Source organism: Sphingomicrobium sp. XHP0239 (assembly GCF_039555325.1).
GTDB lineage: Bacteria > Pseudomonadota > Alphaproteobacteria > Sphingomonadales > Sphingomonadaceae > Sphingomicrobium > Sphingomicrobium maritimum.
Window position 1 is genome coordinate 2,078,010 of the sequence record NZ_CP154608.1, and the last position, 21,328, is coordinate 2,099,337.

Consider the following 21,328-nt stretch of genomic DNA (forward strand, 5'->3'; position numbering starts at 1 on the left):
GTTGAACCGACTTTCAACTTTTGTTATGCGCCGGGGCATGGGGGAGGATCGAACAGCCACGGCGAAGGGCGCGGAGACGGCGTCGAGCGACGGCAAAACCACGGATCGCGGGACCGCAAAGACCCCCCGTACCCGGCGGGGCGAGGCGACACGCGCGCGGATCCTCGATGCCGCGCGAGTCGAGTTCGGGCAGACCGGATTTTCCGATTCGTCGATCGTCGCGATCACCAAGCGGGCGCGGGTCGCGCTGGGCACCTTCTACACCTATTTCGACAGCAAGGAGGAAGTGTTCGCCGCCCTGGTCGCCGACATGTCGAGGCGCGTGGCCGACGCGGTCGCCCCTGCCATCCGCGACATCGAGGACGGACTGGACCGCGAGCGCGCCGCGCTGGAGGCGTTCCTGTCGTTCGCGAGCGAGCATGCCGAGGTCTATCGAATCATCGACGAGGCCGAATTCGCCGATCCGAAGGGGTTCGAGCGTCATTATCGCGGCACGGCCGGGCGTATTCGCGAACGGCTGGAAAAGGCCCCCGGGATCGCGGCGGCGGACGGCGACCTCGAGGCCGAGGTGCGCGCGTGGGCGATGATGGGAATGTATGTGTTTCTGGGGCTACGGTTCAGCGTATGGGACCGGGAGGACCCGAGCGAGATCGCGGCGATCGCCAAGCGACTGCTCGGCGAGGGACTACAACGCGGCGGCTAGAGTCGCGAACGCATCGACGTCGGTCTCGTCGTGATAGAGGCCGAAGCCGAGCCGGATCACGTCGCCACGCACGTCGGTGATGCAATCCTTGGCCTTCAGCGCGTCGCACCATTGCTGCGCATCAGGGTGGCGATAGGCGAGGAAGCGCGCGTGCGGATCGGACCCAGGCGGATTGACGAGATCGGCATCGGCGAAGACCGTATCGGCAAGCGCATCGACCATCCGATTCTGGAGTGCCACCACGTCCCCGTTGATCGAGGCTGTCGTGATGCCCTCGGCATCGAGCATCGCGCGCACGGCGTTCCAGCGATAGAGCGCGCTCGGATCGAAGGTCGCGCCCATGAAGCGCATCGCGTCACTCGCATAGCCGACCATCCCAGAGGGCAGCGTCAGATCCTCGAACTCCGCGTACCAACCGGTGATCGGCGGACGTTCGCCGAAACCGGGCGGGCAGATCATGAACCCCATCCCTTCGCCCGACATGGCATATTTGTAGCCGCCCGAGAGGTAGAAGGCCTTGTCGCTCCAGCCTTTCGGGAAAGGATCGGGGACCGCCATGAAGCTGTGGTAGCCGTCGATCACGACCCAGGGGCCGGCGGGGTTGGCCAGCGCGACGATCCTGTCGAGACCCTCGACGATGCGGCCGGTGCCGAACATCGTCTGGCTGACGAAGATCATGTCGTGATCGCCTACGCGGGCGGCTTCGTGGAAGCGGTCGGCAAAGCTGTCGAAGGGATCGAGCGCGATCCGCGTGACCGCGATCTCGCCCGCTTCTTCCCAGCGAAGGAACTGGCGTCGCGCGGAATGGAATTCGCCGTCGGTGGTGAGGATCCGCAGCGGCCCGGCCGTGTCGGCGCGCGGGCAAGCGGGGATCAGGCGCAGGATGAAGTCATGGGTATTGGCGGCGAAGACGACGCGATCGTGATGATCCGTGCCTATGCCCGCTTCCGCAGCGACGTGCCGGGCGGCGGTTGGCCACACCTCGCCCATCACCCGTTCCCACTTGCGATCCGCGAGCCGGGCGGCGTCGGCCCAGCATTCGACCTGCCCCTCGAAACTGGCATCGGGCCAGAGGTGATGGCTGTGCGCCGCCATATGCAGGCGGCCGGGCGCAGCGGTGAGGCTGCGCGAGAAAAGGCGCTTGTGGCTCATAGGTCGGTCCGCAACGACCAGAGCGCGGGAAAGGCGCGCTTGTCCAGCGTGGAGCGCAGATAGGCGGCGCCCGACGAACCGCCCGACCCCTTGCGACCGCCGATCACCCGTTCGACGGTGATGACATGCTTGTGCCGCCACATGGCGAGCGCATCGTCGAGATCGACGAGCTTTTCTGCAAGGCCGTACAGGCCGGAGTGCGCGGCCGGGTCGCGGTAGATCCGTGCCCAGCTGGCCTCGATCGCGTCGGGCGATGCGGTGTCGAAGCCGGCACGCGACAGCGCGGCGACCGCTTCGTCCCACAGGCTCGGCTTGGCAAGCGCATCGTCGAGCAGCGCCCGATCGGGAGTGCCGGGCTCGTGATTCGCCAGATAGCGTTCGTCCTTGAGCCCCAAGCGGTATTCGACCGCGCGGAACTGCGCCGACTGGAAGCCGGAGGCCGAACCGAAGACGTGGCGGAACTTGAGATAGTCGGACGGGGTCAGCGTCGTGAGGATGTCCCACGACAGCGTCATCACGGTCTGGATGCGACTGACCCGCGACAGGGCCTTATGAACGAACATCAGCCGATCGGCGCGCAGTTCCTCGCAGGCATAGTCGAGTTCGTAGAGAATTTCCTTGAGCCACAGTTCCTTGGTCTGGTGGATGACGATGAACAGCATTTCGTCATGCACATCGCTGTGCGGTCGCTGGCTGGACAGCAGCGTGTCGAGCCCCAGATAGTCGGCGTAACTCTGGTCTTCGGGGATGGCGGTCATGTCGCTGTGCCCGCGCGCACCCTTACTGCTGCTGCGGGGTGAGGCCCGGCTGACCGACCTGGCCGATATTGCCGAACAGTTCCTCGAAGAAGCTGCGCTGACGCCCCAAGGTGGGGGTCTCGGCGCCCGCGGGATCGATCTGGGCGACGCGTTCCTGCCCCGTTTCCTCGACCTCGGCGACGTTGCCGTACTGGTCGAAGGCGACGCGGATGACGCGCGTGTCGGTCAGGCGCGGCTGGCGGAAGGCGAATTGCGCGGTACGGCGCGAGACGTAATACCAGTCTTCCTGGCCGAACTGTCCCCGGAACGTCGGTTCGCCCAACGTCGCGCGCACCGAATCGCGATTGTCCGTGCCCGGCGCGATCGACTGCGTCAGTTCCTGGTTGTAGATATACCCCGAATTGTCGCGGATGCCCGCGCAGGCGGCGAGCGAGGCAGCGGCGATGGCGATCACCGCGAAACGGCCGAAACGTGTCATAGGACGAGAACCTTCAAAATCTGTCGTGCCCTTGCCGGGCAGGGTCGCGCGGGATTATGCGGCGGCGAAGCCTTGCACGCAAGGCCAAGCCTAGACCGGCTGACCGCACGGTGAACCGTGACGATCCGTCGACGCAACATGAGGAATAAGCGCATGAGGAAATTGCTGGGCATGTTCCGGGCCACCCCCGGCGCCGCGACGCAGAGCCTCTATGCCGCGATCGTCGGCCAGGCGCGCGACAAGCATTGGTATCTGGAGGGTAAGGTTCCCGACGACATGGACGGGCGGTTCGCTTTGCTTTCGAGCCTCGTCGCGCTGACGATCTTGCGACTCGAGCGGGGCGGCGAGGATGCGGTGCGCGCCAGCGTTTCGCTGACCGAGGGGTTCATCGCCGACATGGATGCGCAGATGCGCGAGATCGGTTTCGACACGACCATCGGCAAGCAGGTGCGGGGCCTGGTCGGGGCGCTGGCGGCGCGGGTCGATCGCTGGCGGCGCGCGACGGACGGCACCGACGAGGAATGGACGGCTGCCACGCGCTTCAGCGTCTATCGCGACGCCCCGGACATGGACGAGAGCACGCTGACCTATGCCGCCGAACAGATGCGGCGGTTCGCCGAGCGGATCGACGGCGAACCCGACGCGAAATTGCTGCGGGGCGAATTGTGAGCGACGCGCTCGATCCGATCGCGATCGCGACGATCCGCGATGGCCAGAAGGTCCGCATCGACGCGGACGAGGCGCTGCGAGGCGCGATCGCGAAGCGGTTGCGGCTGCTATCGGTCGAACGGTTCGAGGCCGAGGCCGTGCTGGGTCAGGACGGCGGGGCGGTCAGTGCGGACGGGCGCGTGAAAGCGGCGGTCACGCAAGCCTGCACCGCGACGGGCGATCCGGTCGAAGAGACGATCGACGAACCGTTCACCCTGCTGTTCGCCGCGCAGCCCGACGTTGACGAGGACGAGGAGATCGAGCTGGCCGCGGACGATCTCGACACGATCTTTCACGATGGCCGCACGGTGCCGCTGGGCGATGCCATCGTCGATACGCTGGCCCTGGCGCTCGATCCCTATCCGCGGGCCGCGGACGCCGACGAGCGGCTGCGCGCCGCGGGCGTGCTGCGCGAGGAGGAAGCGGGCGCTTTCGGCGCGCTGGCCGAACTGAAGAAGAAGATGGAGGGCGGGGACTAATCTTGTCCCCACCCGCCGAAGACGTCGCCTAGAACGGGACGTCGTCGTCGAGATCGTTGTCGAAGGTCGCCGGCTGCGGCCGCTGGCTGGGCGCGTTGCCGCCACCGCCGCTGCTGCCGTAATCGTTCGACTGGCCGCCATAGCTGCCGCCACCGCCGCCGGGACCGTCTTCACGACGGTCGAGCAGCTGAAGCTCGCCGCGATAGCGCTGGAGCACGATTTCGGTGGTGTAGCGGTCGTTGCCCGACTGATCCTGCCATTTGCGGGTCTGGATCTGCCCCTCGAGATAGACCTTCGAGCCCTTGCGCAGGTAATCTTTCGCCACGCGCCCGAGGTTTTCGTTGAAGATCGCGACCTTGTGCCATTCGGTGCGTTCCTGGCGGTTGCCGTCGCGGTCCTTCCACGTTTCGCTGGTCGCGATCGACAGGTTGACCACCTCGCCGCCATTGTTGAGCGAACGGGCCTCCGGATCGCTACCCAGATTGCCGACGAGGATGACCTTGTTGACGCCTGCCATGAACTTCTCTCCCTTTCGTCTGTTCAGGCCGGGATAGAGGGCGCATCGGCCGCTGTGAAGGACCTGCGCACTTCAGCAATTCCCACCGACGGTTCGTCGAAGGAGCCTCGCTTTCGAGCGCGGCGACGATGACAGGCGTCACCGACAATGAAGACGATGATGAAAGCGATGGCCCCGGTGTCCCTCAGAACAGCGACGTGCATGGCAGCCCTGTTGGCCGGCGCCTGTCCCACAGCCTCGTGGGCGCAGGAAGCTGGCAGCGAAGTGGCGAGCGATGTCGATGCCGCTGCGGGCGCCCGCATCTATACCTACGAGGATCTTGCCCTCTACGCGCCGCAGACCGCGCTCGAGATGGTGCGGCGCATCCCGGGGTTCCAACTGGAAGGCGGGAGCCAGGGCCGCGGGCTGGGACAGGCGAGCCAGAACGTCCTGATCAACGGCCAGCGGATCACCGCCAAGAGCAACGACGTGTTCGACACGCTATCGCGGATCGATGCGCAACAGGTCATCCGCATCGAAATCGTCGATGCCGCGAGCCTCGACGTGCCGGGCCTGACAGGTGAGGTCGCCAACGTGGTGTACGAGGCGGGCGGTATCAGCGGGACGTGGCGGTATTTCGGGATCCTGCGCGAAAGGATCGACGACAATTTCCTCAACGGGTCGGTCAGCCTCTCGGGCGGCAGTGCCGCCGCACGCTGGTCGCTCAGCCTTGCCAACAATCGCAGTCGGCAGGGTAACTACGGTCCCGAGCTGGTGTTCGGCCCCGACGGAGAACTGCTCACACGGCGCGAGGAAATCTCCCGCTTCAACGGTGATCAGCCGCGGGTTGCCGGCAGTTATACCCGCAGCCTTTCCAACGGCGACGAGATGAACGTCAACGGCGCCTTCGGCCTCAATATCTCGCGCAACGAGACGCTCGGCACGATCGCCCGCGCGGACGGCAGCGGGTTCGACCAGCGTTCGCTGAGTAGCGAGGACGAGTGGAACGCGGAAATGGGCGGCGACTATGCCTTCGATCTCGGCGACGGCCGGTTCAAGCTGATCGGCCTGCAGCGGTTCGAACATTCGCCGACGGAAAGCCTGTTCGGAGTCGTCGGACTGGGCGACGAGCGGTTCGTGCGGACGGTCGACGAAAGCGAATCGATCGGTCGCGGCGAATATGGATGGAAGCGCGGGACGACCGACTGGGAACTGGCGGGCGAAGCTGCGTACAATCGCCTCGCGGCGACGTCGTTGCTGGTCGACGAGCCGCTCGACGGGCCGGGCCGCGAGATCGCCTTTCCGGACAACAATATCAGCGAGCTTCGCGGTGAGGCGATCCTCAGCATGTCGCGGCCGGTCGCCCCCGCCGTCTCGCTGCAGCTGAACGGCGGCGCCGAATATAGCCGGATCACGGCCGACGGCAGCGATGCGAGCGGCTATTTCAATCCCAAGGGATCAGCCAACCTCAACTGGCGCGCCAGCGACACAGTCACCGTGGATGCTCGGGTGGAACGCACGGTCGACCAGCTTAACTTCTTCGACTTCCTCGCGACCGTCGATCTTCAGGACGATGCCGATCGCGGGCGCAACAACGCCATCCGCCCCCCGACCCGCTGGATCGGTCGGCTGGAAGCGGCGGTGCGCCTGGGCGAATGGGGATCGGTAACGCCCTTCGTGACGGCGCAGCAGATCGACGGCGTGATCCAGGCCATCCCCATCGACGCCGATACCGAGGCGCTGGGCAATGCGGGCGATGCGACTCGCTGGACCGTGGGCGCGGACGGTACCTGGCTGCTCGGTCCGGTCGGGGTCGAGGGAGCGCGGGTCGATTTCGACGTCTCGCTGGGCGACAGCCGCTTCATCGATCCGCTGCTCGGGACGCCGCGCGCGCTCAACGGCCAGACCTATTCGCGCATCAGCGTCAACTATCGCCACGACATTCCCGGCAGCCTGATCGCCTATGGCGGCAATTTCTATACGCAGGACAGCGAAGGCAGCTTCCGGCTCGACCAGTTCACCAATCGGTTCAACAGCGGGCCGAGCGTGTCGGCATTCGTCGAGCACAAGAATCTGTGGCGCGGGATCCAGGGTTCGATCAGCGTCGAGAACATCCTGCAATCCTCCGACCGGTTCGACCGGATCGCCTACGTGGACCGACGCGACGGGCCTATCGCCTTCACCGAATTTCAGGATCGCGAATTCGGCCGGGTCGTGAGCTTCAGCCTGTCGGGATCGATCTAGCCCAGCCCGAAGGCGACCGCCGTCCAGTAGGTCGCCCCTGCCGCGACATAGGCTACCGCGAACAGATAGACGGTCATGAAGATGGGCCATTTCCAGCCGTTCGTTTCACGCTTCGTCACCGCGATCGTGCTGATGCACTGCGGGGCGAAGACGAACCAGGCCAGAAAGGCCAGCGCGGTGGCGAGGCTCCATCGACCCGCGACACGCTCTTCCAGCGTCTGCAGTCCTTCCTCGTCCTCCGCATCGAGCGCGTAGACGGTGCCGATCGCGGCGACCGCGACTTCGCGCGCGGCCATTGCTGGAAGTAGGGCGAGGCTGATGTCGCGGTTGAAGCCGATCGGCGCGACGACGACTTCGATGCCGCTGGCGATCTGTCCGGCGATCGAGGCTTCGACCTGGTTCTCGCCCGGCTCGGCCTGCGGATAGGAGGCCAGTGCCCACAGGATGATCGTCGTCGCCGCGATGATCGTGCCGGCGCGTTTCAGGAAGATGACCGCGCGTTGCCACAGCCCGATGAGGACGTCGCCGATGCGGGGGAGCTGATACTTGGGCAGTTCCATCATGAAGGCTCCGCCCTCCCCCTTCACCACGGTGCGGCGGATGAGCGTCGCGATCAGCAGCGCGCCGAGGATGCCCGCGGCATAGAGGCCGAACAAAACCAGGCCCTGCAGGCCGATGCCGGGGCCGACCGGCGTGTCGGGAATGAAAGCGGCGATGATCAGCGCATAGACGGGCAACCGCGCCGAACAGGTCATCAGCGGCGCGATGAGGATGGTGGTCAGCCGGTCCTTGGAATCCTCGATCGAGCGGGTCGCCATGATCCCGGGGACCGCACAGGCGAAGCTCGACAGGAGCGGGATGAAGGCCGAGCCGTTGAGACCCGCCCGGGCCATCAGCCTGTCCATGAGGAAGGCGGCGCGCGCCATGTAGCCCGACAGTTCGAGCACCAGGATGAAAAGAAACAGAAGGATGATCTGCGGCAGGAAGACCACCACCGAGCCGACGCCCGCGAACAGGCCGTCGACGATGGCGCTGCGCACGATCCCGTCGGGAAGCGTGGCGGCGACCCAATCGCCCGCCGCCAGGACTGCGGCTTCAAGCAGGTCGGCAGGGGGCCCGGCCCAGGCGAACACCGCCTGGAACATGACGAACAGGATCACGGCCAGGATGGCGGGCCCAGCGACCTTGTGCAGCAGCACGTTGTCGAGACGGTTGGACCAGCGCCGGGTCGGCGTTTCCGACACGATTGCGGCTCGCGCGATGGCGCGGGCACGGGCGCGCAACGAGGCGTCAGTGGTCTCGGGGCCGGCCGTCGGCTCGCCGGCCTTCGCCGCCGCCGCCCGGCCGAGCGCGGCACGAAGATCGTCCATCCCTCGACGGCGAACCGCGACCGTCGCCACGACCGGAACGCCCAGTTCGCGTTCGAGGACCGACGGATCGAGTTCGAGCCCGTCGCGCTCGGCCAGGTCCATCATGTTGAGCGCGACCACGGTCGGCTTGCCCAGCGCGATGACTTCCAGTGCGAAACGCAGATGGTTATCGAGATTGGCGGCGTCGATGACAACCAAGAGGGCGTCGGGGCTGCGCTCGTAATCGCCTTCGCCCAGCACCACGCTGCGCGTGACGCGCTCGTCGGGGCTGGTCGCGTCGAGCGAGTAGGTGCCGGGAAGATCGACCAGTTCGGCGGGTGCCCCGTCGGCGAGCGTGAATCGGCCCGCGTGCCGTTCGACCGTGACGCCGGGATAGTTGGCGACCTTCTGGCGAGCGCCGGTCAGAGAATTGAACAGCGCGCTCTTGCCGGCATTGGGATTGCCGACGACGGCGATCAGCGGAATCGGGTTCATGTCAGGCGGCGGGCAAGGCGACCTGGACCGCGGCGGCGTGGGCGCGGCGGATGGCGACGGTCATGCGTCCGACGCGCACGGCGACCGGATCGGCACCGAAGGGCGCGCGATGCAGCGCAGTGACCATGACCCCTTCATCGAACCCGAAATTGCGCAATCGCGACGCGTCGCGCGCCGGGAGCGAATCCCAGTCGATCGACATGATTTCGCCGGAAACCTGCGTTTCCAGCACATCGAGCGAGCGGGTTCGGGTGGTTGTCTTGAGCATTATTGCAACTGATTATCATTAATAAGAAGCCGGTGCCACCCTTTTGTGCGGCGATGATCGACCCCGATGATGCAACAGGTTGCGAAGGAAGCGTTTACATCATCGGAGGGTAGCGAAGCCGCCCGAGAAACCGCGACATGCTGAACCGCCGCGTCGGATCGCCGCGCAGTTTGGCCTTCACCTTCTCGATCTGCATGACGTCATCGATCCGCCGGTCGAGGAAAGCGGCGGTTTCGCTCCACCCCTCGCTGTCGTCGTCGAGCCAGGCGTAGAGGGTGGAGGCATAGACGCCGACGAGGGTCGCCCGCTTCGTATAGTGATTGAGGTCGGTCGCCGTATCGCCTGCCATCCGCCACATCGCATCGGCGCTGCGCCACGCGGTCCGCGCGACAAGGCCGAGGTTCTGGGGCAGCGACAGTATCGACAGGCCGGTCCGCACCGCCTCGCGCGCGGGCGCCGCCGCTTCCAGCCGAAACCAGATCAGGGCGCGGATGCGCTCGCGGATCTTCATCGACGCCATTTCCTCGGGCGTGAAGGCCGCCTGCATCGCCGCATCGATCCCCTCGATCCATGCTGCGACCATCTTCGCGGGCTCGTCCGGAAAAGCGAGGAGCGCGACGTCGCGGTCGATGTCGAGCTGGTCGGCGGCGGCGATCACCGCTTCCTCGCGCCAACCGTCGAACACCGCATTCTCGGCCACGGCCATCGAGAGTTTGAGGCGAGTCGCGTCGAGCGGGGTAGGATCGGTCATGGGAGGATATGTGGTCCGGTCGGTTGTCTTTCGCAACCGCCACCCCACCTCGGCGTTCACTCGATAGCGACGCGAAAGGACCCCATGCCCGATCTGTTCGACCCCATCACGCTTGGCAGCATCGACTGCCCCAACCGCGCCATGATGGCCCCGCTGACCCGCGGTCGCGCCGACGAGCGCGGCGTCCACGGGCCGCTCGCCGCCACCTATTACGCACAGCGCGCCGAAGCGGGGCTGATCATTTCCGAGGCGACCGGAATCTCGAAGGAAGGGCTTGGCTGGCCCTATGCCCCCGGTCTGTGGACCGATGCGCAGGTCGACGGATGGAAACCCGTGACGGAAGCGGTGCATCAGGCAGGCGGACGGATCGTCGCGCAGCTTTGGCACATGGGACGACTGGTCCATCCCGACATGGGCGGCGGCCCGCCGATATCGGCCAGCGCCACGACCGCGCCGCAGAAATTGCATACGTTTACCGGCAAGCAGGACGCCGTCGAAGCGCGCGCCTTGCCGAAGGACGAAATCCCGCGCGTGGTCGAGGATTACGTCCGCGCCGCGGCGAACGCGATGCGTGCAGGATTCGACGGGGTGCAGATCCATGCCGCGAACGGCTATCTGATCGACCAGTTCATCCGCGACGGCGCGAACCACCGCGACGACGATTACGGCGGGTCGGCGGAAAACCGCTGCCGGCTGATGCGCGAGGTTTGCGAGGCGATCGGTGGTGAGATCGGGATGGAGCGGACCGCGATCCGCCTGTCGCCGATCGGCGCGGTGCAGGGAGTCGACGACAGCGATCCCGAAGCCACCTTCACCACCGCCGCGCGCATCCTTCAGGAAATCGGCGTCCCGTGGCTGGAGATGCGCGAACCGGGCGATCATTCATCGTTCGTCGAGGCGGACCGCGACCGCGTCAGCCCGGCGATGCGCGAGGTCTTCAAGGGCAAGATCGGGCTGAACAGCGATCTGGATCGGAAGAGCGGACAGAAGCTGCTCGATCGCGGCATCGCCGATTTCATCGCCTTCGGACGCCCCTTCATCGCCAACCCCGACCTTGTCCGGCGGATGCGCGAGGATGCGCCGATGAACGATCCCGACTCCGCGACCTTCTACACGCGCGGGGCCGAGGGCTACGTGGATTATCCCGAACTGGAAGAGGTAACGTCGTGAGCGAGAAGAACAATCGATGGAAATGGCTGGCGGGTGGCGGCCTGGTCGCCGGTCTCGCGATTGCGGGAGGCCTTCGCTATTATCTCAAGGAGAAGGCGACACCCGAGCCCGACCATCTCACCTACGACGAAGAAGGGCGGTTCGCGCTCAAGGACTATCTCGATTTCTGGGTGGCGGAAACGGTCGCCTACGGCGAACGGCGCGAAGCGATCCGATCGGGCTTCCGAACGCTTGCCGATTACATCTTCGGGCGCAGCCACGAAGGCGAGACCATCCCGATGACCTCGCCGGTATTGGAGGAGGCCGACGGCGAGGATCGGTGGAAGGTGCGATTCGTGATGCCCGAGGGCGAAAGCGACGCGACGCTGCCGACCCCTCCGTCGGGCGTGACGCTCAAACCGGTGCCGGGGCGGCGCTATGGCGTGATCCGCTTCGCGGGTGCGCCCGGCGACTACGATCTGGAAACCGAGGAACTGAGCCTGCGCGGCTGGCTCCGGGAGCGCGGCGAGGAGGTCGATGGCCCGCCGATCTACGCCTTCTACAATTCGCCCGCGATCCCCGGACCGCTCCGCCGCAACGAGGTGTGGATCCCCGTCGCGCTGACCGAGCCCGTAGCGACCTAGGCGCTCAGGCGAACTTCGACTGAAGCTCGATCATGGCGAGGACCGCCGCGGCCGCCTCCCCGCCCTTGTCCTTGCGGGCGGGGTCGGCGCGGGCTTCGGCCTGATCGCGGTTCTCGACCGTGAGGATCGCATTGCCGATCGCGATGCCGTCCATCGTCAGCGCCATGAGGCCGCGCGCGCTTTCGCCCGCGACGATCTCAAAATGATAGGTTTCGCCGCGGATCACCACGCCGACCGCGACATAACCATCGTACCGACCCGCATTGACGGCAAGCGCGATGGCGCCGGGTAGTTCGAGCGCACCCGGGACGGTGACGGTATCGTGGGTATGGCCCGCTTTCTCCAGCGCGGCGCGGACGCCGGCGAGCAGCTTGTCGTTGAGGTCGGCGTAGAAGCGCGCTTCGGCGATCAGGATATGGGCCATCACTCTGCCTCCGTTTCGATGGGTCGTTCCTCGACGATGCGCAGCCCGTAGGCATCGAGCGCGACGGGGGAATGGCGCGTATTGGTGAGCAGGATCATGTCACCGATACCGAGCGCCGCCAGGATCTGTGCGCCGACGCCGTAGCTGCGCATGCCGTCGCCCGACTTGGGGCTGCGGCCCGAGCGAAGGTCGGTGGCACGCGACAGGCTGCCCGGCGCGGCAGCGTGAAGCGCCACGATGACGCCGCATCCCGTCGATTCGATCATCCGCATCGCGCCACCGAGAAGTCCGGCCCGATCCCCGGCTTCGCCCAGGACGTCGGCAAACAGATCGAGGCTGTGCATCCGCACCAGCGCGGGCGTTTCGGGATCGACGTGACCGTGGACGAGCGCGAGCTGTTCTTCACCCGACGCCTTGTCGCGAAAGACGCGGGCGCGCCATGCCGCACCGGACGAGGCGGTGAAAGCGGTCTCTGCGACTTCCTCGACCATATGGTCGCGGTGCAGCCGGTAGGCGATCAGGTCGCGGATCGTGCCGATCTTGAGACCATGTTCGGCGGCATAGTCGATGAGATCGTCGAGCCGCGCCATCGACCCGTCTTCGCGCATGATTTCGCAGATCACGCCGGAGGGGTTGAGCCCCGCGAGCCGCGAGACGTCGACTGCCGCTTCGGTATGCCCGGCGCGCACGAGCGTGCCCCCGGGCTGCGCGGTCAGCGGGAAGACATGGCCGGGGCTGACGAGATCGTCGGCGCTCTTCGACGCGTCGATGGCGACGGCGACGGTGCGCGCGCGGTCGGCGGCGGAAATGCCGGTCGTGACGCCCTCGCGCGCCTCGATCGACACGGTGAAGGCCGTGCCCATGCTCTCGCGATTGACGCTGGCCATCGGCGGCAGACCGAGCTGATCGACGCGCTCCTTCGTCAGCGCGAGGCAGATGAGGCCGCGCCCGTGGCGGGCCATGAAATTGATCGCGTCGGGGGTCGCCATCTGTGCGGGGATGACGAGATCACCCTCGTTCTCGCGATCGTCGTCGTCGACGAGGATGAACATGCGTCCATTGCGCGCCTCGTCGATGATGGTTTCGGCATCGACCAGCACGTCGGCGCGGCCGAGCACACGCTCGAGGCGCGACAGCGTATCGGCGGTCGGGTTCCATTCCTCGCTGCCGAGTTTTCGCAGACTGTTGGGATGAAGCCCCGCGGCGCGTGCAAGGCCGGAACGGGTCATCTTGCCATTGTCGACAAGCGATGTGATGCGGTCGAGAAGATCGGTAGCCATGCCGGGCCGCTATCACACCGCAATGTGATATGCCAGCCGTGTCCATCACATTCTGCTGGCGATCATCCGTTCGAGGTAGCGAGCGAGGACGTCGATCTCGAGGTTGAGCTTTCGACCCGCCGCGATGTTCGCGAGCGTGGTCTTCTGCGCGGTGTGGGGGATAAGATTGACGGTGAAGAAGGTATCGTCGCCGCGATCCTCCACCGTGTTCACGGTCAGCGAAACGCCGTCGAGCGTAACCGAGCCCTTGGCCGCCAGCCCACCGCCCAGTCGTCGCGGCGCAACGATGCCGACGTCGAGCGACCCGCCTTTCTCCTGAACACTCAGGACCTCCGCCACGGCATCCACATGACCGGTGACCAGATGTCCCCCCAGTTCGTCTCCCATGCGCAGGGCGCGTTCGAGGTTGAGGCGCGCGCCCTCTTCCCACAGGCCGGGAGCGGTGCGGCTGACCGTTTCGTTGCTGACATCGACCGCGAACCAGTCTCCACCTTTGTCGACGACCGTGAGGCAGGCGCCCGAACAGGCGATCGAGGCGCCCATCGCGACATCGTCGAGCGGGTCGGTGCAGCCGATCGTCAGCCGCCGGTCTCCGCGTTCCTCGACGCTCCGCACGGTGCCGATGTCGGTGATGATGCCGGTGAACATTAGCCCTCCTCGTTCCGGCTGCGCTCGTAGACTTCGAGGCGGTCGATGCCAAGCGGTTCGGACCGGACGAAGCGCCAGCGGTCGTGCGCGTCGGCGATGGCGTCGAGCCCGATATAGCCGATCGAACTGCGGCCTTCGCCGATCAGAATGGGGGCGCGGTAGATGAGGATGCGGTCGACGAGGTCGGCGCCGAGAAACGCGCTGGCCGCCCCCGAACCGCCTTCGACCATCAGGTCGTTGGCGGGAAGGCCATGAACGTCGCCGGGCGAGCGCAGGACGCGCCAACCCTCGATCTCTTCCGCCGTGCGGCTGAGGAGGAGACGTTCGGGACCACGATCCTCAAGACCCGGCAGGCGGACGTCGAGGCGCGGATCGTCGGCTTCGTACGTGCCGCGCCCGACCAGGATCATGTCGGCGCGCGCGCGTTCGCGGTGGACATGGGCGCGGGCGTCTTCGCCCGTCAGCCATTTGGACTCGCCAGAGGGCAGCGCGATCTTGCCGTCGATCGACAGCGCGAGCTTGAGCGTGATGCGCGGACGCCCGAGCACCGTGCGAATGAAATAGCCCGCAAGGCTGGCCGACGCCTCCCGCTCGCCGCGCCCGACCTCGACGTCGATCCCCGCGCCGCGGAGTCGAGCGATGCCTTCGCCCGCGGTTCGCGGGTCGGGGTCGCGACAGGCGACGACGACCGATGCGATCCCCGCTTCCGGAATCAGCCGCGCACAGGTCGGCCCACGCTCGCTGTGGTGCGCGCAGGGTTCGAGTGTCGTATAGAGGGTCGCGCCGTTCGCCTCGGTTCCCGCCATTTCCAGAGCGACCGCCTCGGCATGGGGGCGCCCCCCACGTTCGGTCGCGCCCTCGCCGACGATGCGGCCGTCCTTCACGATGACGCAACCGACGGCGGGATTGGGCGCGGTGGTGCCGCGCGCCGCCTCTCCCAGCGCGATGGCGCGCCTCATGGGATCGGTCGGCGCAGCGGTTGCGTTCAGATGCCCGCCCTCTCGAGCGCGTCGTCGATCTGCTGGAATTCTTCCTGTCGTTCGCGGGCGCGCTCGTTGATCGCTTCGGCGTCGGCGCGCTGACGAGCGACGATTTCCTCGTCGGTGCGGTCGCTGTCGTATAGCTCGACATATTGGACCGAGCGGCCGGGCGACGTGTTCACCTTCGCATCGACCGTGAACAGGACGACGATGATCCCCGTCACCAGGACGGCAAGCGTGATACCGATGACATGGTCGCGGTCGGCGCTCCGGACGAAGGACGCCAGATCGGCGAACGTGGCCCGTGGCGAGAAAGAACGGAAGAAGGACATTCAATCAAGATAGGCGGCGGGGCCAGGAGTTTCCAGCCCCGCCTTTCGCCTTTCTTGTCAGCGCCTTAGTCGGTGAGCTGGAAGCGCAGCGTGACGGTCTGCGTGCTCGCGACGGGCGTGCCGCCACGGGTCGCGGGGGTGTAGCGCCAAACCTTCATCACATGCTCCCGCGCGGCACGGAAGAAGCGCGGGTCGGCCTCGTTCAGCAAGGTGACGCTGGTGACCCGTCCGCGCGCATCGACGTCGAGCCGGAGCCGCAGCGCCGCTTCCTTTCCCTGACGCTGAAGCGCGGCGGGATAGGGCGGACGCAGATCGCTGCCGCTCGTCAGCAGGCTGGCGGACACCGGAGCGGGAGGAACGGGCGGGGTCGGCGCGGGGGGCGCGACATTGGGGGTGACGGGGCCAAGCGGCACCGTCGCTGGATTGATTGGAACGGGATCCAAAGACTGAAACCGCGGGGCTGGCGGGCTCGACGGTCGCGGAACATCGACGATCGTTTCGGGCACGGTATAGTTGAGCGGCGGTTCGGTCGGCGTCTCGGGCGCGGGTTCGACCTCGCGCGGTTCGGGCTCAGGCGGTTCGGGAAGCGGCAGGTCGTAGGTGCGGGTCGGTTCCGGTTTCACGATCGTCACGAGATCGGGTTTGACCAGCAGAACGGCGGCGAAGGCGGCGGCATGGATGCCGACGACCGCGCCGATCGCGGTGGGCGAAATTTTCTGCTTGGGACGGGGTGCGTAACTCAACATAGCGACTCTCCCTTCAATCTCAGTAATGATACATCATTACATACTTATTGCAAGTGAGGCGTGGATTCTGGCGATGCCGGTTAGAAAGCGCATTCGCTATGATCCTCGCGGCCGAAAATGACCGGGGACGATCGGAGGTTCTATGGAGAGAGCTTACTGCGCGAGTCGATTGCGGGCGATGTCGCGATCGATGAGCGGCAGGAGTGCGCCCATGTCCGGGCCGGCGCTTCGTCCGGTCAGTGCCTGGCGCAGCGGCAGGAACAGGGCCTTGCCCTTCCGCCCGGTCCGCTCCTTGAGAGCGGCGGTCAGTTCGCTCCAGCTTGCCTCGTCCCAGGCAAGATCGTCCGACAGGATCGCCGCTTGCGCCAGATAGTCGCGATCGTCCGCGTCGAATTCGGGACGCTCGATCGTGCCGTGAAGCACCGGCACCCACTCTTCCGCTTCTCGCAACGACGACAGATTGTCGCGCAGCACGGTCCATTCCAGCTCGCCGATCTTCTCGGGCAGTCGATCGGCCACCTCGGCGTAAGGCAACGCGTGGAGGAGGCGTGCATTGACCACGCCGACCTCGTCCCACGAGAAATGCGCGGGCGCCCGGCCGAAGCTCGACAGGTCGAAACTCTCGGCGAGCGCCTTCAGATCGTGCACGGGCTCGACCGGCCGGCTCGTGCCGATGCGCGCGAGCACCGACAGCAAGGCCATCGGTTCGAACCCGTGGTCGCGCAGCGCCTCCACCCCTTCGGCGCCCTGGCGCTTGGAGAGTTTGCCGGAACCGGACACGATCAGCGCCGTGTGGGCGAGGGTCGGACGATCGGCGCCCAACGCATCGAACATCTGCAGCTGGATCGCGGAATTGGTGACATGGTCCTCGCCGCGCACGACGTGGGTGATGTTGAGATCGGCATCGTCGACCGTGCTCGGCAACATGTAGAGCCACGAACCGTCGGCGCGGCGAATGACCGGATCCGAAATCTTCTGCGGCTCGAAATGCTGGGGCCCGCGCACGCCGTCGTTCCATTCGATCGGCGCCGTATGGTCGAGCCGGAAGCGCCAGTGCGGGGCGCGGCCCTCGACCGGTTCGTTCTCCCTCTCCGGTCGCTCGTAGATCGGCGGAAGGCCGCGTCCGAGCAGCACCTTGCGGCGCAGTTCCAGTTCTTCGGGCGTTTCGTAGCAGGCGTAGATGCGTCCCGCCGCGCGCAGCCGCTCGAATGCCGTTTCGTAGGCGTCGAACCGGTCCGACTGGCGGACCTCGTCATCGGGGGTCAGGCCGAGCGCGGCGAGATCGTCGCGGATCGATTGCGCGAACGCCTCGGTCGAGCGCTCCGCGTCGGTATCATCGAGTCGCAGCAGGAAGGCGCCGCCGTGCTTGCGGGCAAGCAGGAAATTCTGAAGCGCGGTACGGATATTGCCGACGTGCAGCCGGCCCGTGGGCGAGGGAGCGAAGCGTGTCTTCATGAAGAGGCGGCGTTAGTCGTCACGCGGATCGCTGTCACGCCCTCTCGCTCGTGCGGGTTTTCTATCCGCCTTCGCGGCCGAGGAGCAGATTGCCGCCCGGGCCCGAGAAGTTGAGCGCTTGCTCGCCCCGCGCGACGATGACGTTGAATTGCGGCATCGCGGAGTCGAGCTGTTGTTCGGCGGGCGAAAGGCCGTTGGGACACGCCTGGGCCATCACCTGTTCGGGTGCGATGACGTTGCCCTGCCGGTTGAGGGCGTAGGCGTAGTCGATACAATCGGACCGGAGCTGCATCTGGTCGTCGGCGAACGTCACGGTGATGGGGAACGTTGACAGGTTGGATGAACCGTTGAACCGCGTGATCGTCCAGGTGCCAGAAAGGTCGAGTTCGGCGGGCGCCGCCTCGTCCATCTCGACATTTTCGCCCTCCGTCTCGATGGCATCGGGATCCTGGATGTCGGGATCGACGGGCGCCTCGGCATCCCCGCAGGCGGAAAGGGCGAGCGGAAGCGCGAGCAGGAAGGCAAGTCGGGTCATTTTCCGGTCCTGAAACTATTGGTGATGGGATAGCGGCGGTCGCGACCGAAATTGCGCTGACCGATCTTAACCCCGATCGGCGCCTGGCGGCGCTTGTATTCGGAATGGAGGATCAGTTTCTCGATCTCGGCGACGAGGTCGGGATCGGCGCCGGTCTTGCGCGCCGTCTTCGCGACGGCATTCTCGTCCTCGATCAGACTTTCGAGGATCCGATCGAGCAGCTTGTAGGGCGGAAGGCTGTCCTCGTCCTTCTGGTCGTGGCGCAGTTCGGCCGAGGGCGGCTTGGTGATGATGCGGATCGGCATGACCGCGCCGTCCGGCCCCTTGGCGAGGCGGGGCTTGTGCCGGTTGCGCCAGCGGGCAAGCGCGAAGCAGGTCGTCTTGTACGCATCCTTCAGCACGTTGTAGCCGCCCGCCATGTCGCCATAGAGCGTGGCGTAGCCGACGCTCATCTCGCTCTTGTTGCCGGTGGTGAGCAGCATGGGGCCAAACTTGTTCGACAGCGCCATGAGGATCACCATCCGCAATCGCGACTGGATATTCTCCTCGGTCTCGTCCGCGGCATGACCGTCGAAATGCTTGTCGAGAATTGACGTCATGGCGTCGGTGCCCGCCCCGATCGGAATGACATCGTAGCGGCAGCCGAGCATTTCCGCGCATTTCTTCGCATCTTCGAGACTGTCGTCGGACGTATATTCGCTCGGCAACATCACGCACCAGACACGGTCGGCGCCCAGTGCATCGACAGCGATGGAGGCGGTCAGCGCGCTGTCGATCCCGCCCGAAAGGCCGATCAGGACCTGCTCGAAACTGTTGCCGTCGACATACTCCTGCAGGCCTTCCATCATCGCGTGATAGATATCCTCCGGGAAGGGATCGAGCGTCGCCTTCTCGCCGTCGGCGCAATACCATCCGTCCTCGCCCTTTTCCCAGTCGAGGAGGGTGAGTTGTTCGTCCCAGTCGGGCAGCTGGACGGGGATCGCGCCGCCGGTGTTGACGACGAAACTGGATCCGTCGAACGCCAGTTCGTCCTGCCCCCCGACGCGGTTGAGATAGACGATCGGAAGTCCCGTTTCGGTCATCCGTTCGCGGACCATCTTCTGGCGGGTCTCGTCCTTGTCGAGTTCGTACGGGCTGCCGTTCATGACCAGCAGCATCTCCGCGCCCTCGTCGGAAAGATGATGGCACACCCGTTCCTGCCAGATGTCCTCGCAGATCGGCAGGCCGAGGCAGATGCCGTTCCAGGTCACCGGGTCGGGCAGCGGCCCGGGATCGAAGATTCGATGTTCGTCGAACGTGCCGTAATTGGGCAGTTCGTGCTTCGCCCGCCAAGCGGAAATGCCCCCTTTTTCGGCGAGGAACACGGCATTGTAGACCCCGCCGTCGTGCGAATGGATTCCGCCGAAGATGATCGCGGGACCGCCATCGGAGGTCGCATCGGCGACATCTTCGTTGGCCTCGCCTGCCCGGCGCACGAAACTGGGTTTCAGCACCAGATCCTCGGTCGGATAACCGGTGACCTGCATCTCGGGGAACATCACGATGTCGGCGCCCTGCTCGGCGGCCTTGGCGCGCCATTCGAGCATGCGTTCGACATTGCCGGCGATATCGCCGACTTTCTGGTTCATCTGGCACAGGGCAAGGCGGAATTTCATCGTCACGCCCTAGCTAGCGCTTATCGCGGCCACAAGGTTGCGCCGCCTCCTTTCATGGCCCTAAGAGAGGGCGACCTTCAGGGGGAACGCATGACGATGAAGCTGCTCACCGGCAATTCCAACCCGCCGCTCGCAAAGGCGGTTGCCGACTATCTCGAGACCAGTCTCGTGGATGCGAGCGTGAAGCGCTTCGCCGACGAGGAAATCTTCGTCGAGGTCCACGAGAACGTGCGCGGCCAGGACATGTTCGTTCTCCAGTCGACCAGTTATCCGGCCAACGATCACATGATGGAACTGCTCATCATGATCGACGCGCTGCGCCGGGCATCGGCCAAGCGGATCACCGCGGTCGTTCCCTATTTCGGCTATGCGCGACAGGACCGCAAACCCGGGCCGCGCACGCCGATTTCGGCCAAGCTCATCGCCAATCTCATCACCGAGGCCGGGGCCGATCGAGTGCTGACGATGGATCTCCACGCGGGACAGATTCAAGGCTTCTTCGACATTCCCACCGACAACCTGTGGGCCGCGCCGGTGATGGCGGCGGACATCCAGGCACGGTACGGCGACAAGAATATCGCAGTCGTCTCCCCCGACGTCGGCGGGGTGGTGCGCGCCCGCAGCCTCGCCAAGCGACTGGACAACGCCCCGCTGGCGATCGTCGACAAGCGCCGCGAACGCGCGGGCGAATCGGAAGTGATGAACATCATCGGCGACGTGGAAGGCCACGCCTGCATCCTCGTAGACGATATCGTCGATTCGGGCGGCACGCTTTGCAACGCCGCGGCAGCGCTCAAAGAACAGGGCGCGACTGACGTCATGGCCTATTGCTCGCACGGCGTGCTGTCGGGCGCGGCGGGCGCGAAGATCAAGGCCAGTGTCCTCAACGAGGTGGTCGTCACCGACTCGATCCATCACGAAGGCCTCGAGGACGACGAGAAGATTCGCAAACTGACCATCGCGCCGCTGTTCGGCGAGGCGATCAGCCGGATCGCGGACGAAAGTTCGGTTTCCAGTCTCTTCGACTAGGGCCGGAGGTATGATCGCGGTCGTCCTGCTCGCGCTGGCATTGGCGATGGATGCCTTTGCCGCCTCCATCGCGCGCGGCGCCGGCGGGATCGCGCGTCGCGACGGCTTCATGCTCGCGCTGGCTTTCGGTCTTTTCCAGGGCCTCATGCCGCTCATCGGCCTTCTCCTCGGCGACGCGTTCAGCGGTATCATCGAGGCGTTCGATCACTGGATCGCCTTCGTCCTTCTCGGCGCGATCGGGGTCCAGATGATCCGCGAGGGTCTGGAACCCGCGGAAACCGAGGGGACAGGGAGAAGATTGACGCTGGCGGCGATCCTGACGCTGGCGCTCGCGACCAGTATCGATGCCGCGGTCGCCGGGCTGACCCTGCGCTTCTTCGAATTGCCCGTCAGCGTCAGCCTCGTCGTGATCGGGGTCACCACCTTTCTCCTGGCGCTCGTCGGGGTGACGCTCGGCGGCAGGCTGGGAATGAGGGTCGGGAAGCGCGCCGAGGTCGCGGGCGGAGCCGTTCTGATCCTGCTGGGCGTGAAGATCCTGGTCGAGCATCTCGGCCTGCTCTCCGCTTGAAT

At 65.9% G+C, this 21,328-nt stretch carries 24 protein-coding genes; 8 read left to right on the plus strand and 16 right to left on the minus strand.

All coding sequences use genetic code 11. From position 1 onward, the window contains the following. Positions 1–37 precede the first annotated feature (37 nt). Positions 38–703 (plus strand): TetR/AcrR family transcriptional regulator, encoded by a 666-nt coding sequence (locus WJT74_RS10480; RefSeq protein ID WP_343344562.1) that lies wholly within the window; start codon positions 38–40, stop codon positions 701–703. Here WJT74_RS10480 and WJT74_RS10485 read toward each other — a convergent pair. The 3 genes from WJT74_RS10485 to WJT74_RS10495 are packed head-to-tail and all read right to left on the minus strand — an operon-like array spanning position 686 to position 3,091. Next, positions 686–1,855, minus strand: coding sequence for a class V aminotransferase (locus WJT74_RS10485; protein ID WP_343344565.1), 1,170 nt, complete (start codon positions 1,853–1,855; stop codon positions 686–688). The genes WJT74_RS10480 and WJT74_RS10485 overlap by 18 nt on opposite strands. Then, entirely contained in the window at positions 1,852–2,613 is a 762-nt protein-coding gene (locus tag WJT74_RS10490) for a tryptophan 2,3-dioxygenase (RefSeq protein WP_343344568.1), read from the minus strand. The genes WJT74_RS10485 and WJT74_RS10490 overlap by 4 nt, the downstream gene beginning before the upstream one ends. A gap of 22 nt (positions 2,614–2,635) precedes the next feature. Beyond that, positions 2,636–3,091 carry an outer membrane protein assembly factor BamE gene (locus WJT74_RS10495; RefSeq protein WP_343344571.1) on the minus strand — a complete coding sequence of 152 codons (456 nt, stop codon included), beginning with the start codon at positions 3,089–3,091 and terminating at the stop codon, positions 2,636–2,638. A gap of 153 nt (positions 3,092–3,244) precedes the next feature. Between WJT74_RS10495 and WJT74_RS10500 the strand changes: the two genes are divergently transcribed. Together WJT74_RS10500 and WJT74_RS10505 are read left to right on the plus strand one after the other, a co-directional pair. After that, on the plus strand, positions 3,245–3,760 hold the full coding sequence (locus tag WJT74_RS10500) for a ubiquinol-cytochrome C chaperone family protein (RefSeq protein WP_343344574.1): 516 nt from the start codon (positions 3,245–3,247) through the stop codon (positions 3,758–3,760). Then, entirely contained in the window at positions 3,757–4,278 is a 522-nt protein-coding gene (locus WJT74_RS10505; protein ID WP_343344577.1) for a YceD family protein, read from the plus strand. The genes WJT74_RS10500 and WJT74_RS10505 overlap by 4 nt, the downstream gene beginning before the upstream one ends. A gap of 28 nt (positions 4,279–4,306) precedes the next feature. Here the strand turns inward: WJT74_RS10505 and ssb are convergent, their stop codons facing one another. Beyond that, entirely contained in the window at positions 4,307–4,795 is a 489-nt protein-coding gene (gene ssb, locus WJT74_RS10510; protein ID WP_343344579.1) for a single-stranded DNA-binding protein, read from the minus strand. Positions 4,796–4,996: 201 nt separating this feature from the next. Here ssb and WJT74_RS10515 point away from each other — a divergent pair, with 201 nt between their 5' ends. Further along, on the plus strand, positions 4,997–7,018 hold the full coding sequence (locus WJT74_RS10515) for a TonB-dependent receptor plug domain-containing protein (RefSeq protein ID WP_343344582.1): 2,022 nt from the start codon (positions 4,997–4,999) through the stop codon (positions 7,016–7,018). Here the strand turns inward: WJT74_RS10515 and feoB are convergent. From feoB to WJT74_RS10530, 3 genes are all read right to left on the minus strand, one after another. Beyond that, positions 7,015–8,862 carry a ferrous iron transporter B gene (gene feoB, locus WJT74_RS10520; protein ID WP_343344585.1) on the minus strand — a complete coding sequence of 616 codons (1,848 nt, stop codon included), beginning with the start codon at positions 8,860–8,862 and terminating at the stop codon, positions 7,015–7,017. The genes WJT74_RS10515 and feoB overlap by 4 nt on opposite strands. A 1-nt stretch (position 8,863) precedes the next feature. Then, entirely contained in the window at positions 8,864–9,130 is a 267-nt protein-coding gene (locus WJT74_RS10525; protein ID WP_343344588.1) for a FeoA family protein, read from the minus strand. Between the two features lie 94 nt (positions 9,131–9,224). Beyond that, on the minus strand, positions 9,225–9,881 hold the full coding sequence (locus WJT74_RS10530) for a COQ9 family protein (protein ID WP_343344591.1): 657 nt from the start codon (positions 9,879–9,881) through the stop codon (positions 9,225–9,227). Between the two features lie 84 nt (positions 9,882–9,965). Between WJT74_RS10530 and WJT74_RS10535 the strand changes: the two genes are divergently transcribed. Further along, a complete protein-coding gene (locus WJT74_RS10535; RefSeq protein ID WP_343344593.1) occupies positions 9,966–11,051 on the plus strand; it encodes an alkene reductase in 1,086 nt (361 codons plus the stop codon). Next, entirely contained in the window at positions 11,048–11,674 is a 627-nt protein-coding gene (locus WJT74_RS10540; RefSeq protein ID WP_343344595.1) for an SOUL family heme-binding protein, read from the plus strand. The genes WJT74_RS10535 and WJT74_RS10540 overlap by 4 nt, the downstream gene beginning before the upstream one ends. A gap of 4 nt (positions 11,675–11,678) precedes the next feature. Here WJT74_RS10540 and ribH read toward each other — a convergent pair whose 3' ends face one another. From ribH to WJT74_RS10585, 9 genes are all read right to left on the minus strand, one after another. Continuing rightward, positions 11,679–12,098 carry a 6,7-dimethyl-8-ribityllumazine synthase gene (ribH, locus tag WJT74_RS10545; RefSeq protein WP_343344597.1) on the minus strand — a complete coding sequence of 140 codons (420 nt, stop codon included), beginning with the start codon at positions 12,096–12,098 and terminating at the stop codon, positions 11,679–11,681. Further along, positions 12,098–13,378, minus strand: coding sequence for a 3,4-dihydroxy-2-butanone-4-phosphate synthase (ribB, locus tag WJT74_RS10550; protein ID WP_343344600.1), 1,281 nt, complete (start codon positions 13,376–13,378; stop codon positions 12,098–12,100). The genes ribH and ribB overlap by 1 nt, the downstream gene beginning before the upstream one ends. A 45-nt stretch (positions 13,379–13,423) precedes the next feature. Continuing rightward, a complete protein-coding gene (locus WJT74_RS10555; protein ID WP_343344602.1) occupies positions 13,424–14,026 on the minus strand; it encodes a riboflavin synthase in 603 nt (200 codons plus the stop codon). Further along, positions 14,026–14,985 carry a bifunctional diaminohydroxyphosphoribosylaminopyrimidine deaminase/5-amino-6-(5-phosphoribosylamino)uracil reductase RibD gene (gene ribD / locus WJT74_RS10560; RefSeq protein ID WP_343344603.1) on the minus strand — a complete coding sequence of 320 codons (960 nt, stop codon included), beginning with the start codon at positions 14,983–14,985 and terminating at the stop codon, positions 14,026–14,028. Before ribD ends, WJT74_RS10555 begins: the two co-directional genes overlap by 1 nt. 26 nt (positions 14,986–15,011) lie before the next feature. Further along, a complete protein-coding gene (locus WJT74_RS10565) occupies positions 15,012–15,338 on the minus strand; it encodes a hypothetical protein (protein WP_343344605.1) in 327 nt (108 codons plus the stop codon). Between the two features lie 65 nt (positions 15,339–15,403). Further along, complete coding sequence (locus tag WJT74_RS10570) at positions 15,404–16,084, minus strand: energy transducer TonB (RefSeq protein WP_343344607.1); 681 nt, start codon at positions 16,082–16,084, stop codon at positions 15,404–15,406. A gap of 153 nt (positions 16,085–16,237) precedes the next feature. Continuing rightward, positions 16,238–17,539: a glutamate--tRNA ligase gene (gene gltX, locus WJT74_RS10575; protein ID WP_343344609.1), complete on the minus strand. Its 1,302-nt coding sequence runs from the start codon at positions 17,537–17,539 to the stop codon at positions 16,238–16,240. Between the two features lie 61 nt (positions 17,540–17,600). Beyond that, complete coding sequence (locus WJT74_RS10580) at positions 17,601–18,074, minus strand: hypothetical protein (protein WP_343344611.1); 474 nt, start codon at positions 18,072–18,074, stop codon at positions 17,601–17,603. Beyond that, positions 18,071–19,735 (minus strand): NAD+ synthase, encoded by a 1,665-nt coding sequence (locus WJT74_RS10585; protein ID WP_343344613.1) that lies wholly within the window; start codon positions 19,733–19,735, stop codon positions 18,071–18,073. The genes WJT74_RS10580 and WJT74_RS10585 overlap by 4 nt, the downstream gene beginning before the upstream one ends. Positions 19,736–19,825: 90 nt before the next feature. Here WJT74_RS10585 and WJT74_RS10590 point away from each other — a divergent pair, with 90 nt between their 5' ends. Continuing rightward, positions 19,826–20,758, plus strand: a complete 933-nt coding sequence (locus WJT74_RS10590) for a ribose-phosphate pyrophosphokinase (RefSeq protein ID WP_343348172.1) — start codon at positions 19,826–19,828, stop codon at positions 20,756–20,758. 10 nt (positions 20,759–20,768) lie between these two features. Next, positions 20,769–21,326, plus strand: a complete 558-nt coding sequence (locus WJT74_RS10595) for a manganese efflux pump MntP (RefSeq protein WP_343344616.1) — start codon at positions 20,769–20,771, stop codon at positions 21,324–21,326. The last annotated feature ends 2 nt before the right edge of the window (positions 21,327–21,328 follow it).

Coding starts and splice junctions, on each gene's coding strand:
- WJT74_RS10480 (WP_343344562.1), top strand. CDS start 38: ATGGGGGAGGATCGAACAGCCACGGCGAAGGGCGCGGAGACGGCGTCG.
- WJT74_RS10485 (WP_343344565.1), bottom strand. CDS start 1,855: ATGAGCCACAAGCGCCTTTTCTCGCGCAGCCTCACCGCTGCGCCCGGC.
- WJT74_RS10490 (WP_343344568.1), bottom strand. CDS start 2,613: ATGACCGCCATCCCCGAAGACCAGAGTTACGCCGACTATCTGGGGCTC.
- WJT74_RS10495 (WP_343344571.1), bottom strand. CDS start 3,091: ATGACACGTTTCGGCCGTTTCGCGGTGATCGCCATCGCCGCTGCCTCG.
- WJT74_RS10500 (WP_343344574.1), top strand. CDS start 3,245: ATGAGGAAATTGCTGGGCATGTTCCGGGCCACCCCCGGCGCCGCGACG.
- ssb (WP_343344579.1), bottom strand. CDS start 4,795: ATGGCAGGCGTCAACAAGGTCATCCTCGTCGGCAATCTGGGTAGCGAT.
- WJT74_RS10515 (WP_343344582.1), top strand. CDS start 4,997: ATGGCAGCCCTGTTGGCCGGCGCCTGTCCCACAGCCTCGTGGGCGCAG.
- feoB (WP_343344585.1), bottom strand. CDS start 8,862: ATGAACCCGATTCCGCTGATCGCCGTCGTCGGCAATCCCAATGCCGGC.
- WJT74_RS10525 (WP_343344588.1), bottom strand. CDS start 9,130: ATGCTCAAGACAACCACCCGAACCCGCTCGCTCGATGTGCTGGAAACG.
- WJT74_RS10530 (WP_343344591.1), bottom strand. CDS start 9,881: ATGACCGATCCTACCCCGCTCGACGCGACTCGCCTCAAACTCTCGATG.
- WJT74_RS10535 (WP_343344593.1), top strand. CDS start 9,966: ATGCCCGATCTGTTCGACCCCATCACGCTTGGCAGCATCGACTGCCCC.
- ribH (WP_343344597.1), bottom strand. CDS start 12,098: ATGGCCCATATCCTGATCGCCGAAGCGCGCTTCTACGCCGACCTCAAC.
- ribB (WP_343344600.1), bottom strand. CDS start 13,378: ATGGCTACCGATCTTCTCGACCGCATCACATCGCTTGTCGACAATGGC.
- WJT74_RS10555 (WP_343344602.1), bottom strand. CDS start 14,026: ATGTTCACCGGCATCATCACCGACATCGGCACCGTGCGGAGCGTCGAG.
- ribD (WP_343344603.1), bottom strand. CDS start 14,985: ATGAGGCGCGCCATCGCGCTGGGAGAGGCGGCGCGCGGCACCACCGCG.
- WJT74_RS10565 (WP_343344605.1), bottom strand. CDS start 15,338: ATGTCCTTCTTCCGTTCTTTCTCGCCACGGGCCACGTTCGCCGATCTG.
- WJT74_RS10570 (WP_343344607.1), bottom strand. CDS start 16,084: ATGTTGAGTTACGCACCCCGTCCCAAGCAGAAAATTTCGCCCACCGCG.
- gltX (WP_343344609.1), bottom strand. CDS start 17,539: ATGAAGACACGCTTCGCTCCCTCGCCCACGGGCCGGCTGCACGTCGGC.
- WJT74_RS10580 (WP_343344611.1), bottom strand. CDS start 18,074: ATGACCCGACTTGCCTTCCTGCTCGCGCTTCCGCTCGCCCTTTCCGCC.
- WJT74_RS10590 (WP_343348172.1), top strand. CDS start 19,826: ATGAAGCTGCTCACCGGCAATTCCAACCCGCCGCTCGCAAAGGCGGTT.
- WJT74_RS10595 (WP_343344616.1), top strand. CDS start 20,769: ATGATCGCGGTCGTCCTGCTCGCGCTGGCATTGGCGATGGATGCCTTT.